The 15,041-nt window shown below is 37.5% G+C and carries 12 protein-coding genes and 1 other annotated feature; all 12 genes read right to left on the minus strand.

What is annotated here, in order from left to right; all coding sequences use genetic code 11:
* Nucleotides 1-6: 6 nt before the first annotated feature.
* Nucleotides 7-1,791 (minus strand): ABC transporter ATP-binding protein, encoded by a 1,785-nt coding sequence (locus E5S68_RS02955; RefSeq protein WP_135782287.1) that lies wholly within the window; start codon nucleotides 1,789-1,791, stop codon nucleotides 7-9.
* 12 nt (nucleotides 1,792-1,803) lie between these two features.
* Nucleotides 1,804-3,540, minus strand: a complete 1,737-nt coding sequence (locus E5S68_RS02960) for an ABC transporter ATP-binding protein (RefSeq protein WP_135782288.1) — start codon at nucleotides 3,538-3,540, stop codon at nucleotides 1,804-1,806.
* Between the two features lie 160 nt (nucleotides 3,541-3,700).
* Nucleotides 3,701-4,342, minus strand: coding sequence for a hypothetical protein (locus E5S68_RS02965; protein ID WP_234697728.1), 642 nt, complete (start codon nucleotides 4,340-4,342; stop codon nucleotides 3,701-3,703).
* A gap of 431 nt (nucleotides 4,343-4,773) precedes the next feature.
* The gene (locus E5S68_RS02975) at nucleotides 4,774-5,244 is read right to left on the minus strand and encodes a hypothetical protein (RefSeq protein ID WP_135782290.1); all 471 of its coding nucleotides are present in this window, start codon (nucleotides 5,242-5,244) and stop codon (nucleotides 4,774-4,776) included.
* Nucleotides 5,245-5,366: 122 nt separating this feature from the next.
* A complete protein-coding gene (locus tag E5S68_RS02980) occupies nucleotides 5,367-5,810 on the minus strand; it encodes a hypothetical protein (RefSeq protein ID WP_135782291.1) in 444 nt (147 codons plus the stop codon).
* A gap of 144 nt (nucleotides 5,811-5,954) precedes the next feature.
* The gene (locus tag E5S68_RS02985) at nucleotides 5,955-6,359 is read right to left on the minus strand and encodes an SMI1/KNR4 family protein (RefSeq protein WP_135782292.1); all 405 of its coding nucleotides are present in this window, start codon (nucleotides 6,357-6,359) and stop codon (nucleotides 5,955-5,957) included.
* Entirely contained in the window at nucleotides 6,359-6,934 is a 576-nt protein-coding gene (locus E5S68_RS02990; protein ID WP_244297649.1) for an HNH/ENDO VII family nuclease, read from the minus strand. Before E5S68_RS02990 ends, E5S68_RS02985 begins: the two co-directional genes overlap by 1 nt.
* Complete coding sequence (locus E5S68_RS02995; RefSeq protein WP_135782294.1) at nucleotides 6,931-10,347, minus strand: ATP-binding protein; 3,417 nt, start codon at nucleotides 10,345-10,347, stop codon at nucleotides 6,931-6,933. Before E5S68_RS02995 ends, E5S68_RS02990 begins: the two co-directional genes overlap by 4 nt.
* Before the next feature lie 27 nt (nucleotides 10,348-10,374).
* Entirely contained in the window at nucleotides 10,375-12,843 is a 2,469-nt protein-coding gene (locus E5S68_RS03000) for a dynamin family protein (RefSeq protein WP_135782295.1), read from the minus strand.
* A 204-nt stretch (nucleotides 12,844-13,047) separates the two neighbouring features.
* Nucleotides 13,048-13,416: a 50S ribosomal protein L7/L12 gene (gene rplL / locus E5S68_RS03005; protein ID WP_061564003.1), complete on the minus strand. Its 369-nt coding sequence runs from the start codon at nucleotides 13,414-13,416 to the stop codon at nucleotides 13,048-13,050.
* Between the two features lie 76 nt (nucleotides 13,417-13,492).
* Nucleotides 13,493-13,993, minus strand: coding sequence for a 50S ribosomal protein L10 (rplJ, locus tag E5S68_RS03010; protein ID WP_126404284.1), 501 nt, complete (start codon nucleotides 13,991-13,993; stop codon nucleotides 13,493-13,495).
* Between the two features lie 38 nt (nucleotides 13,994-14,031).
* Nucleotides 14,032-14,167: a sequence feature (ribosomal protein L10 leader region), on the minus strand.
* A gap of 61 nt (nucleotides 14,168-14,228) precedes the next feature.
* Nucleotides 14,229-15,026, minus strand: coding sequence for a formate/nitrite transporter family protein (locus E5S68_RS03020; RefSeq protein ID WP_135782296.1), 798 nt, complete (start codon nucleotides 15,024-15,026; stop codon nucleotides 14,229-14,231).
* Between the last annotated feature and the right edge of the window lie 15 nt (nucleotides 15,027-15,041).

Here is a 15,041-nt window from a genome sequence, read left to right on the forward strand (position 1 = left end):
TGTTGCTTATGATCCTGCTTCTTCTTTTTTAGAAAACTGACTGGTGTATAATTCATAGTAGAAACCTTTTGAAGCTAATAGCGATTCATGGTTTCCTTGTTCAATAATTTGGCCTTCTTTGAGAACTAAGATCTTGTCTGCTTCTTGAATAGTAGACAAGCGGTGGGCAATGACAAAGCTGGTCCGCCCCTTCATCAAATTCTTCATAGCCTTTTGAATCAAGAGTTCCAGACGCGTATCAACTGAAGAGGTCGCTTCATCTAAAATCAAAATTTTAGGATCAGCTAGAAGGGCACGCGCAATGGTTAACAACTGCTTCTGTCCCAAAGAGATATTACTAGACTCCTGGTTCATCTCCATATTGTAGCCCCCCGGAAGGGTCCGGATAAAGTGGTCAACATTGGCAGCCTTGGTAGCAGTGACAATTTCTTCATCTGTAGCATCTAAATTTCCAAAACGAAGGTTTTCTTTAATGGTCCCTTCGTAGAGCCAAGCATCTTGTAGAACCATCCCAAACTGCTTGCGATAGTCTTGGCGAGATAAATCACGAATGTCGTAACCATCAACCGTAATAGATCCCTTAGTCACATCGTAGAAACGCATAAGAAGATTAATCAGGGTCGTTTTCCCTGCTCCTGTCGGACCAACAATGGCCACCATCTCCCCAGGATTGACCTCAAGGTTAAAATCACGGATCAAGGGTTTATTCTCCACATACTGGAAATCAACATGATTGAAACTAACCTGTCCGGTGAGATCCTTTTTAAGGGCTTCATTCTTACCAAGCACTTCGTCTGGCTCGTCTAAGACCTGGAAGACCCGATCGAGTGAGGACTTAGCGCTTTGCAGTGTACTGGCCAACTGACTAAGGTTTTGAATCGGTTGATTGATCTGCCAGACATACTGGACATAGGCCTGCATGTTTCCGACTGTGAGTCGTCCTGTTAGGACTTGTAGTGCCCCTACAAGAGCAACTAGAAGATAGGTAAGATCGGAAATGGCGTTTAGAACCGGCATCATGAGTCCAGAGATGAAATTCGCTTTAAATCCCACTTTCTGCAGTCGCCGAGTAATTTCGCGGAAGTCTTCCTGTGACGATTCTTCTCGCACGTAAAGTTTTAAAACGTTAAAACCACTTAAATTTTCCTGAACAAACCCATTTAATGCTCCAAGCGCATCAGCTTGTTGCTTAAAGTAAGGCTGGGATTTCTTCATAATGAACTGAGCGCCAAAGAAGGTAATGGGAATAGATCCTATCACGATTAACCCAAGGGTTAAGTTGAGATAGAGGACCATAGCAATGACCAGAATAAGGGTGAAAATAGCATTCACAATCTGTAAGAAGGACTGTTGCAAGGCATTGGATACTGTCTCAACATCACTTGTAAAACGACCGAGAAGGTCTCCGAATTGGTGCTTATCAAAGTAAGAAACTGGGATGCGGTTGATTTTTTCAGATAAATCATTGCGCATATCCTCGATTGTACTTTGGACGGCATTGGTCATATAGTAATTAGAAAAATAGGATCCTAGTTCGTAGAGTACTCCACGGAAGAGATAAATAATCATGACCCAACCAACATAACTAGCGTTGATCTGTGCCCCTGGCACTCCTTTCATCATATCTGTCAGGTTAGCAGTTAATTCCGTAATGGCGAGGCCTAGGATATAAGGTTCAACTACACTCATGACTACACTCAGAATTTTAAGAAGAGTGGCGAAAATAACGGCATAGCGATAGGTTTTTAAGTAGCCCCAAAGGCGTACAAAACTTGAACGTTTTTCTTTCATTTTCTCCTCCTCCTATTCTTCTGTCAGTGATTGATTGTTCAATTGAGAACGGGCAATCTCGCTGTAGATTTCATTGGATTCTAGAAGTTCTTCGTGGGTTCCACGACCGACGATTTCCCCATGATCCAAGACGATAATTTGATCCGCGTCCATAATCGTACCAACCCGTTGGGCTACGATCAAGACGGTCGCATCTCCTGTTACTTCTTTGAGACGTTTCCTAAGAGTTGCATCTGTCTTATAGTCAAGAGCCGAGAAGGAATCATCAAAGATATAGATGTCCGGTTCCTTAACGACCGCACGCGCAATGGAGAGACGTTGCTTCTGTCCCCCAGATAAGTTGCTTCCGCCTTCAGCAAGATGAGTCTCAAACTGTTCTTCCTTGCTCTCGATAAACTCCTTGGCTTGGGCCACATCTGCCGCTTTGTCTAGCTCTTCTATACTCGCATCTTCCTTCCCATAGCGAAGGTTTTCAGCAATAGTACCTGTAAAGAGCAAGGCTTTCTGTGGAATGAAACCAATTTTATGGCGCAAGGCTTTGAGGTTAAAATCTCGCACATCCACTCCGTCGACTAGTATTTTCCCTAAGGTTACATCGTAGAAACGTGGAATGAGCTGGACGAGAGAGGACTTACCAGAACCAGTCGATCCGATAAAGGCAATGGTCTCCCCTGGCTTAGCCTTAAAGGAAATATTGTGAAGGACAGGATTCTCTGTTTCACCAGGATAGGCAAAAGTAACATTATCAAACTCCAGATAGCCCTTGGTTTCAGTCTCTGTAATCCCGTTTTCATTTGGATCGATAGAAATGGGCATGTCCATGATTTCCTTCAAACGTTGGCTTGAAACAGCTGTTCGTGGGTACATAGTGAAGAGATTGGCTAGGAATAAGAAGGATAGCAAAGCATGGAAACTGTATTCGATAAAAGCGACTAGATTCCCGATTTCTAAGCTTCCATCCCCTAGAGGATCCAAGGCAAACCACACAATGGCTACAATCATAGCGATGATGATTTGAACAAAAAGTGGCTCGGTCAAACCAGTTAATTTGAAGAGTTTATTGGAATTATCAGCGTAGACCGCATTGGCTTGGCCAAATCTGATCTCCTGGAATTCCTCACGTGCAAAAGCTCGAATAACTCGAAGTCCCGTAAGGTTTTCACGAGCATACTGATTTAGGCGATCCAGGGTTTCCTGTTGCTTCTCTGACAAAGGCTTGGTTTTTGTAGCTACATACCAGACGACCACTGCTAAGAAAGGAACTGAAACAGCAACAATCCAGGCCAAAGAAGGACTGGTCTGAAGAATCAAGAGGACACTTGAAACCATCATGATGGGAGTAATGACTCCAAGCTTTAACATCTGATCGGAAAATTGCATCAAGACAAAGGCGTCAGACGTCATGCGCGTCACCAAGGAAGAGACACCAATCTTTTCGTACTCATGATGAGAATATTCCTGAAGTTTCTCATAAAGGTCATTTCGCATATCCATGACCATAGTTGTGGTAAGCTTCCCAACAGCGTAGGCTAAAACGATTCGACCTAGAATCCCGACAATGATCACTCCGAACATGACCCAGGCCCAAAAATAAACCCGGTCGATATTTCTAGGATTGATCCCTTCATCGATCATGCGAGCAAGAACTGTTGGTAAACCGAGGTTTACCACTACGAAAAAGATGGCTGCTGTTAAATTTAAACATAGCCAATTTGGATATTTTTTTAAATAGGACCAAATATATCCCATAACTTTCTCCTCCCTATACAATAAAAAAGCACCCTCAAGTACTTTTTAAACTATTCTAGAAAGCACGCATGCCTCCTTCTCCTTCAATTCATCCTTATTATATCAGATCCCTAGGAGGCTCGCAAGAAATAAGTCGAGAATAAAGATATCCTCGACTTTCCTATTTACTTCTCTTAAAAGTAGCGTTTTTCAGGTAGACCAGTGTACTTTGGAGGGACTCATCCGTATTCTTAGAGATATCCAAAGTCAATTCATCCCCATTTATCCTATAAGGGATTCTGCTAGAAGGGGAAGAACCTTTCAAGATTTGTTTTTCTCGATCCACCGTGAATTCATAATCCCAATGGTTTGTTTCGTCTACAACTTTCGTAGACAAAGTAAGTTTTGCATGATGGTCATTGAAAGTTAGGGTAGCCTTTAGATCCATCCGATTAGCCAAAAAATCAGTCGTCTCTTGATCGGCTCCTTCCGCTTTCATCCACTTAGCCAATTCTGTTTTAGAAGGATGGTAGACATAGCTGGTGTTTTCATTAGTAGAACAAGCTCCCAAAGTAAAAACAGAAGCTATTAAAAATAAAAAGAATAAGATTCTCTTTAACATAGGACACACCTCTTTTCTAATCCTATTATAATATAGAAAGTAAAAATAGGTCAAATCAAAAGGCGAGGTCTGCCCCGCCCTGCTAGGGTTAATTGCTTCGTTTGAATTTGACCTTTTGGGAAATTGCGACATCAGCTTGAGACTAGAGTCTAAATTTGAAATATTCAATGTTAAGACATCCCCGGAAATTTTATAAGGCATCTTTCCTCCTTTTCCATTTTTAAGTTGGATAGTCTTTTTCTTTTGGTCCACTTTGACATCATAGAATTGCTCGGAAATTTGTCCAAAGACCTTACTCTCTAATTTCAATTGACCTTAATCATTTGCAATCTTAATTGAAAGCTTGAGGGAGAAGGTTTTTTCTGCTTTATCAAACCCTTCAGTATTTTTTCCTTGTTCTTCAATGTTTTTTTAATATCTTCCTTGCTTGGATCATAGACATAGGTCCCATTATCAGTTTTTGGTGAACAAGCTACTAGTACAATAGAGCCAATCACTAATAGACTTAATAGGACTATGTGTTTCAAACGTTTTATCGTTTGTCTCCTTATTTTGACATCAATACTCACTATCATAGCATGTGATTCCCATCTATTCGATAGTAGATTGTTTTGTGAAAGCTAAGTCACTATTTAAGAAGAACGTTTAAAGACGATATTCTTTAAAAGGGCTAGAGACGATTCATCAGATATTTTCTCTGAAAAATGAGTAAAGGTTAACTGATTATTTTCTACTTGGTAGTAGAGGGAAGGCCCTTCGACTGTATGGATGATCCTTTGATCTTGATCTACTGCAATAGTCAACTGTTCATTCTTGACTTGTCCTAAGATTTCTATGCTGAATTGTACGGTTCCTTGATTCCCTTTAATGGTAAGGTCGATCTTGTAATTATAGTACTCATCTAGGGATTGAAGGACCTCACTTGGTGTTCCTTGCTTCTCTAGTAGCGTTTTTAATTCTTTCTTACTGGGCTCATAGATATAAGTCCCGTTGTCTGGAAATGTTCTTTTTTCCTGATTATCCTTATTAACTGAACAAGCCATCAGACTGCTTAGACTGATGAATAGGAAGGCCATTCCTAGTATCCATTTAGATTTTTTCATGTTATTACCTATCAAATTTTTAATGATTTTTATTCATGACTAAGGACATCCACTCTCTTATCGTCGATTTCAAGTTCTGAATCAACTTAGAAAAAGGCAGGATCTCCATCCCGCCTCATTTATTATTTAACTTTTTTGAACTTAGCAACCTTCATAAAATTACTGAATAAGTTACTATTATCTAATACAGAGTTCTTAACATCCTTAAATGTCAGGACATCTCCAGAGATTTCATATGTCAGCTCTGCTTTCATACCCTCTAGTTCATATTCCATTTTCTTAGCTTTTTGATCTACTTTATACTCGAAGGACATGTCGTTTCTTTTACCAGCAATTTCTGTCTCGGTCTTGTAGTCTGCCTTATCATCTTTAATTGTAATCGTAAGTTTAACTTTGTAATCATCACCTACTAAAGATTGAAGTTCAGACGGCATCATTTCTTTAGCCTCTTCAGCAGTTGGTTCAAAAACATAGGTCCCGTTATCATTTTTAGATCCACAAGCTACAAGAAGGACTGCAGCAAATGCTAACATGGTTGCTAAGAAAATTCGTTTAACAGATTTCATTTTGATCTCCTTTAAAAGTTTGATAAGACCATTATACCAAAAACTTGAGATACAAACCATTGAATATAGAAAGTAATTGAATTATAAAATTAGTAAAGAAAGTCAAATGAATCAAGAAGATTAGACCGAGAAATATTGGATAGACTAGTCATTTTTTTCAAGACATTCTTTAAGATACTCTACTATACTTGGGTAGATTTTTTTACAGTTTCCATATTGCCACTCATAAACAGAACCTTTTGTATCAATTAAGATTAGAAGACCGTCAAACCCTAAATCTTCAAGAATAAACATATTTACTGGAAAATCAGGATAGGTTTCACGAGCCTCAAGGGTTGATGTTACAACATTTAAATAATCTGGCCCATTTAATCCCTGCCATTCAACTCCATAAAATGTCACAAGTCCAAACTCTTTCAAATATTCAATGAAGTCAGTTGGGAATTGTAGTGATAACTTATTTTGTGCTTCCACTATCTGTTCATTACTTGCGCCTTTTGTAGAAACTAGATCTGAGACTTTTTTCAATTCATTTGTTAAATTTTTCATTATAGCTCTTCCCCTCTCATTCTCCAATACTCTGCTTTTTCTTTTCTGAATTCTCCTCTGTCAATTTGAGACGATTGAGGTGGAACTTCATGAAGATTACTATAGTTACTCTTGTGTTCATTGAAAGTTAATTCTGCCAATGGAGAGTCCTGTCTTTGACCGATATGATGTAATTCGACTGGTTTACCGTCTGCTAGGGGGGCCTTACCATCAAGCATCCGCTCCTTGTTCGTCTTTCCTAAATCATCTTTTGCATTGTAATCGATATCTGTTCTCTGGAAACAAGGTCTGCCATTTACATCCTTTTCAACTAAATTTGAATCTTTATAAACACTTGCCTCCTCTTTCCATCTCATGTTATCAACAATATTTTTTGACCAACCCGTCTCAGATCTCAAGTCCTGTTTATCACTCTGTCCTAGTGGAGTTTTTTCATAATGCGCAATATCGTTTAATTTTGCACTTGCTTCATTGTTCACTTCTAATCTTTGTTTAGGATTGAAGGAAGAGGAGCTAACGTCCTTTTTAGGAACTGCTTCTTTCAAATCTGAGAGACTCATTTTTTCGATACTCACAATAATCCTCCTTGTTGTCTCCATTCCTCGAGACTTGCATTATTTTTTAATTCATTTACATATAACTGAGTCAAAATAGCTTGTATGATATTTAATCTTACTTGTTGTGTTACTGGACCTTCAACTACCTTATTGAACTCATTCACTATATCTGATGTAATAGATTTTTTATCGCTATTTTTCTTTTCTGCTTCCCGTGCTTTGTTTAAAAGACTTGGATAAAAGTTTGAGATTATTGGTGCAATTTTTACCATATCCACTTCATAAACTTGCTGACGAAGAAGATTTAACACCTGATAAATAGTTTTCCCACTAATAGGAGCTTTAAATAAATCCTGCTCCATCTTTTCTAGGTCTATCTGTTCAATTGTTTGATTTCCAGTTAAGAATTTACTGATCATCAAATATAGATCTGCAGATGAACTTGATTCTATTTCCAACTCCGCTCTATACTGGTACACCTTGTCTCCATCGTCAAACTTATCAACCTTACACAAGACTGGTTGAATCCATTCGTTTTGGTAAACAGCTGCCACACCTTTTGGTAATCTTGCCAATTCAAGGATTTGATCATCGTTTAGATTAGCAGATTTACCTACCAACTCTCTATCTGACCAATCAGGAAGTCGCATGATAATCTTTGTGTTAGTATTTCGAATAACAGATAAATCCAATAGCCCCGGTGCTTGATCAGCAATGATAAAACCTTCTCCATACGTCCGCATTTCAGCAATCGAATTGGCTAGCATTTCAACACTTTTTCCGATAAGATTGCTCGATTCTGAGACTTGCTCTGTAGAAGTTCTCTTTAGCAAATTATGCGCTTCTTCTAACACAGTTAAATGGCGCAAGCTTGAATTCATATCTGCTTGAGACATTCTATATTCTTGTAATTTCAAGACAAGAATCCCCATGATCAATGACTTGGTCTCACTAGAACCGACCCGACTAAGATCAACGATGACATTAGAATCGAATAATTGCTGATTGGACAACTCCTCTTGTGAGAAGATTAAGCCATTAATTCCATTCGTAAGTGATTCAATGCGTGTAAGCAAGGAACCTTTATATGCTCCTTTGTTTTCATTATCATACTCACTAGAATCAATAATCTCTTTAATATTCTCAGCAACATCTGCAAAGGTTGGGTAGATACCACCAAACTCATTTACGGACTTTATCAAGTCCCATCCACAGTCTATGTATGATTTTTCAACTGCTTTCTTTAACACGGCAGGCATAGCAGCATACATAGGCCAGCAAACATTAAAGATTTCAATTAAGCGATCTAAGTGTTCGAGGATATGTGTTTCTTTTGTGAAGCTAAACGGATTCAATTTTAATAAAGGGGTTAATTGAGGATTGGTTCCATATACACAAACGTCCTCTTCCTGACCAAAGATATGTTTGTATTCTCCTTTGGCCGGCTCTACTACAAGAAACTTGATATGATTTTCTTTGGCTTCAGCTAAGAGTTGATAAATGGTGTTACTTTTACCAGAACCCGTACTTCCTGTTATAAAAACATGTGAGCTCAAGGAGTTTTGAGATAACTCAACTGGTACTGTTTCCTCACGATTCATATGGAAGATATTGCCTAATCGTATTTTTTCTTCCTCTTTCTCTTCCAAATCATAGGAAACAATATTTCTACCAAATTCTGTACACTCAAGTATTGGTAAACCTGGTATGGATTTCTGAGGAAAGTTCAATGAATAGGCTAGCTCTTGGCCAGATAATGGAACCGTCGGCGTGATGACAGAGGGATATACATAAAATGTTGCATCTTTTTCTAGGAGATTCGGGTTGAGTCCAAAAATTGGATGACGCAAATCCCTAATGTAGTTCACAATTTCTTCTGTATCTCCACTTTTTTCTCCCATATCTCCCCGCCAAAGATTAACAGAGGACTTACTCATGTAAGATTCTTCACCTTGTGTCAGTGCTAGATAGGTATGGGCCACATTGTTAGCAATATTCTGATCTTCACTAAGAACATAGGCTGCAAAATCCCACATTCCCAACGCAGTCCCTTTTTCAAAGCGTTTCATTTGTTCATCTAAAACTGTTAAGGCATGTTGGATATTGTGGTTCATAAAGAACTGAGTAATGCCTTCATTTTTACCAACTGACGCTGTAACATTAGACGCACGCGCAAAATTCGCTCCAACATTGGTACCTAAATTAATCCCTTTAGTTGCACCCACCGTTTTTCCTAAAGTTTCAGAAATAGCCTTACTAGCTGTTTTGGTCAGGGCTTTCCCGACAGTCTTGGTGATGGTTCTTCCAACTGTATCTGAGACGGATGCTCCAGTTAAAGTTGTTTTACTAGTACCAACATTTTCTCCATAACTAAAAATTTTTAAATTTAAATTTCCATTTTTTCCCTTTGTTTTGGTACTTGAAGAACCTTCGTTACTTCCACTAGTATGACTCGTATTGGTTCCATCTGATTCGCCAGTTGAATCCGTTGTGGAATCACCAGTAGTTTCTGATTGTCCGGTATTCTGATTTGTTGCCTGATTTTGGCCTTGTTGGATACCTGCGCTAGCCCCGATATTAACACCAAATGTCGCCATAGAGGTCGTCGAATCTGATTCTGTAAAGGTATAGTTCGTTTGCCATTTTTTAAAGGGGGCTAGAGCTGAATACAGTTCAGATAAGCGTAGTTTGTGATTTTCAATATTTTGAATAGGATTAGCCAAAAGGATCAAAGTATAGTCTTGACTAGGATTCTCTGGCACAATCCCATCGATTAGTTTCTCGATCGTTTGGCTGATAAACTTCTCTGACTTAGTTGTCGGTAGATTGGAAACTGTAGCTACAGAAAATGGTTTTTGAAGATTCAAACAAGGAATACGACCTCGTCCAACTTCCTCGCTGATAGTTGATCCGGGGAAATTTCCTTTTATAGCTTCAAGCAGACGCTTTCTATAATTTTCGACATTAACGTTATCGTTAGCATTTTCAGTATTTACGACTGCAAGATAGACTTTGGTATTGCTACTTGTACGATGGAATACCAAGGCAATATTACAGTGCTCATTAGAAAGCACTTCGTAGACATTGACCAATTTTTCTAGAGAGTTTTCTTTCTTATCCGTCACCCACTTCGTAATATTGAAGTAACGAATGTTATAGGACGGGTGAAATTCATCCTCGTATTCAGCAGTACTTTCAAGAGGTACATAGAGCTCTTTTATTTGGTCTAAGTAAGAGTTGAATACTTCTACACCACATGATGCCAATAATCTATTGGTTAATTCTTCATCACTAACATTTGGTTGATCAGCAAGATATTTTTCCTTTTGCTTTTCAACTGCTTCTAATTGTTCAGGACTTAGAGCAGACAATTTAGCCACCTTGTCTGCAGCTTTTGCTCCCGCTTTGTTAATTAAATTTTTTATCCCCATAACTTTTCCCTCAAATTAGCACTCCACTTATTTCCAAGATATCATCCGTTTGATTTGAGTGACATAGGCTGTGATTTGCTTTTGCTGAATCTCCAAACTATAAATCTCTCTGCTTATCTTTTCAATTTTCTTGTCCAGTTCTTTTAGTTCTGGACTAAATTCAATAATATTACTTTTAATTAAGCTACCTAAATCCTGTGTCCAATTATAAAATTTTAATTCGTGTTCAGAACGAATGGTATCGCTAAATTCTGTCAATTTCGCATTAAATTCTTTGTTATATGTATTTGTTAAACCAGAAATATTAATTTTATTTGACTTCAGTTTAAAATCACCTATTCTAAATATATAGCTTAGTTCATCTCGATTGAATTTCCCTAAGTCAAATCGATCAAAATTAATATCTTCATAGGAAATAATCATTTCTGAAATTTCTTTTCTTTTCTCTGGTTCAAGTTCTAAATCTCCAGCAATTACTTTTTCCAATTCTGTACGAATATCACTAGTAGCATTTACCCAAAACTCTTTAGAAAACTGATTGAAACTTTCTTTAGCTTTAATCATCCGATCACTAAATTGTTTTTTAACATCATCCAGAACTTCTACAGAAGCTTTCTCCTCAATCTTTCTCCGTCTTTCTTCCGATGATTTAAACTGTTGAACTGCTCCATCAAACTGTCCCTTTAATTTACGGAATAAATTAGTTTCATCATGCCCGTCTTCTATTACTATTTCAGGATACTCCTGAGAATACTTTTCATAATAGTTAGAATAAAGAGATTCAACATTTTCTTTTTTCAATGTCTGGGTCAAACTCTGGATAAAGCTTGCCATTTCTTGAGGATACCTAGTTGTATGTTCTCCTCTTTCTTTAGAAATTCTATCATCAATAGTTGCTAACGTGCTGGCTTTTTTATCATCCAGTTTGTTTTGTAACTCCAGTTTTCTTCCGCTCAAATCCTCATTTTTCTCATCAATTTCCTTATCCGTAATAACAATCAATCGATTTAGAGTCTCTCTGGCTTGTTGACACTTATCATAATGTGAGTATTTAATAACGAAGTTCTTAATCGCATCTTCTATGGTTAACAACCCACTATTTGCATAAATGCAATTTTGATTCGCTTCAGCTGATTCTACCATGGTCTGTTTCATCTGAGGAGGTACAATATTGAAATCGAACAGTCTCTTATAATAATCATTGCTTGAATCAGAGTATTTAACTTTATATGTATCGAATAATTCCGAATAGAATTCCCCTCGTAGTTCTCCATTTAATTTCGAACCCAAACCAAGAATAGAAGAAACATAGAAGATACCTTGTGCATATAGTTCTCTCGGAATCGACTGATTCATAATCTTTTGTCTGAATGAATCCTTTTTGAATTTTCTTAAATTAATATCAGCACTTTCTGCCTTGTTTACTACAATCATAGTAAAACGACTATCTAATCCAGAAACTTTTTTTAATTTATCTTTTAGATTATCATTATCTGTACTGTCCATTGAACTGCTATCTGTTACAAAAATTGGTAGTCCATTAGACATGCCTTTCATAGATTTGTCTAAAACATCTGAATGTTGAAGGTTTGTAGAAGAGTTAGATCCAGGGGTATCAAAGATAGCTATTTGATAATTAACTTCATCAAGTGTACTTCTTCCAAAAGGAATTTCAATTTCAATTAAGTCTCCAATTTCGCTATCCGAATAGTCATTTAACTCTTCCAATATGAGATGGACTTTTTCAATGATGGAAGATGCCTTTTCCTCCTGGATAGCAAGGTTAATAGAATCAATCAGTTCTTCTTCAACTTTTAACCCATCAAATACTAACTTATCAGCACGAGCCTGAATTCTGACTTCTTCATCCTTAAACGTAAATCGTACACTAGCTCTGTCTTTTTGATTAGTGGAGGATAATTTATAAACTTTCGCTGTTACAGGAGTTTCAGCGCTAGGCAGTAACTCACAACCAATTAAGGAATTAATAAATGTTGATTTACCAGCACTGTAAGTTCCTAAAACACAAATTGGAACGATATCGTTTGAAGCATCTGAGAAGCGTTTGAGTTGCTGTTGAATCTCACCACTCTCGTCTTCGATGTTCTTTGTGATGAGAGGATCTAATTTTTTAAAAATTTTATTAATCTCAGGTAAGACATCACGAGCATTCTCCAAGTAATTTTCTGACTTTTCGAGTTCAATATTTTCAAATTGTGTATCTAATAGTAGATTCTCCAATTCTTGAAATTCATCATCACTACCCGAAAAACTAATGAGCAAGGGATCTTCAGATACTGAGTACTCATCGATGATCTGATGAACAATTTCATATACTTTAAACGGAAAAAAACCAGTCTGAAAATCGTTACTGATCAGTTTACTATTCGAATTGCTTTCTTGATCAATCGTTACCCAAGAATTTAATTGGTTATTCCAACGCTCAAATAAAACCTTCTTTTCATAAGGATTACTAATGATTTTAACTTTATTCATCAAATTAACTCCTAAGACTTTTCCTATATGACCAAATTATATCATAATATGATAAAAATTGTGAATTGAGTATCAAAAAATCTTATTATAAAGAATAAGAAGATTCATGTTATCTTTTTAAAAATAATTAATAATCTAAATAAGAATTTAAAAAAAAAAAAACCGAGGTCTAAACCTCGGTTTTCATTTTGATTGGAAACTCGATTATTTAAGAGTAACTGAAGCTCCAGCTTCTTCCAATTTAGCTTTGATTTCTTCAGCTTCAGCTGTAGCAACACCTTCTTTAACAACTGCAGGTGCTCCATCAACAAGTTCTTTAGCTTCTTTAAGTCCAAGACCTGTGATTTCACGTACAACTTTGATAACGCCGACTTTCTTGTCGCCTGCAGATGTCAATTCAACGTCGAATGAGTCTTTAGCAGCACCAGCGTCAGCAGCACCAGCTGCAGCAACAGCTACAGGAGCAGCTGCAGTTACACCAAATTCTTCTTCGATAGCTTTTACAAGGTCGTTCAATTCAAGGATTGAAGCTTCTTTAATTTCAGCAATAATGTTTTCAATGTTCAATGCCATTGTTATTTCCTCCAAATAAGTTTTAAAATTAGTTTTTTTATTTTTTTGTAGCTAGGCTACGCTGCGTAGCTTAGGATTAAGCTGCGTCTTCTTTGTTGTCTGCAACCGCTTTGACTGCAAGAGCAACGTTGCGCACTGGCGCTTGAAGTACAGAAAGGAGCATAGAAAGAAGTCCTTCGCGGTTTGGAAGAGTTGCAAGAGCAAGGATCTCTTCTTTTGATGCGACAGCGCCTTCGATTGCACCACCCTTGATTTCAAGTGCGTCAGCAGTTTTAGAAAAATCGTTCAAGATTTTCGCTGGTGCGATAACATCTTCGTTAGAAAATGCTACAGCAGATGGTCCAACAAACACAGATGCAAGATCTTCAAGTCCAGCTTTTTCAGCTGCACGACGTAAGATTGAGTTTTTAATAACTTTGTACTCAACTTCGCTTCCACGAAGCTCACGACGAAGAACTGTATCTTGGTCAACTGTCAAACCACGAGCGTCAACCACGACGATAGATGCAGCAGCTTTCATTTTCTCAGCCACTACGTCAACTAGTTCTGCTTTTTTAGCAATAATTGCTTCACTCATTAGTGTGTTCACCTCCGTAATTATTTTGCTTGGGGAATTTTTCCAAAAGAAAAACGCGCCCAAACCTAGACACGAAAGTACAATACGCTTCTTTTTACATGATACGTTTTGTCCTCGGTAGGATATTTATGAGTCTAGCTCCCCTACTGTCTTAGGCAGTTTTTTCAAACCGTTATTAAGTGTATCACATAAAAAAAAAGAATGCAAGTATTTTTGCAAACTTTTTTAAAAAATCTTAATCTTTATAAATAGTCTTTGTACGATTGAGCCACGCATAGGCCAAGCCCATGATGACTCCTCCTCCTACCCAGTTCCCTACAAAAGTGACAGTGTAATGACGAAGAACATTGAAGAACTCTAGATGAGGCAAATCTTTAGAAATAGAATTAAACGTAGCCAGTGAGAAGGAAGCAAAGTTTGCAGCAATGTGTTCATTTGTAAGAAATACAAACATATAAATAGCTGACAAAGCCATCAGAACTTTCGCTGTTTCATCTTTAAAGAATAAATAGGACAAAATAGCTATATTAACAAAGATGTTGGCAATAATCCCTTCAAAGAAGACCAATTGATTAGAACGTTGCAATTTCATCTCTACAACCGAACCAAGGAAGCCCTTTTGATTCAAATTAGCAAAAGCACTTGTCTGACTGAAGAGAAATGCGAGGAACAAGGCACCAACTAGATTAAAAAATGTACAATAGAGTAAAATTTCTAAAGCTTTCTTCCAATCAATCTTCTTTAGATAAACACCAGCTGTAAGGTACATCATATTGGAAGTCGTTAACTCACTATTTAAGAATAGTAAATAAACCAATCCCCACGCAAAAATAAATGGGAATAAGAAACGACCAGAACCTGGCAAGAAAGTGTTGAGAAGATCTGCCCCCACAATCCCTACTGCAGTACTCATTGTCAAAAACGCACCCGCGAACATAGAGCGAACCGCATAACGAGCTTTAGAAGCCGTATACAATTCTTCCTTCTTCTGACATGCTGCTTCTACCTTAAGAACAAAATTTGATTCTCCCATCTGAATCTCCTTATA

Source organism: Streptococcus rubneri (assembly GCF_004785935.1).
GTDB lineage: Bacteria > Bacillota > Bacilli > Lactobacillales > Streptococcaceae > Streptococcus > Streptococcus rubneri.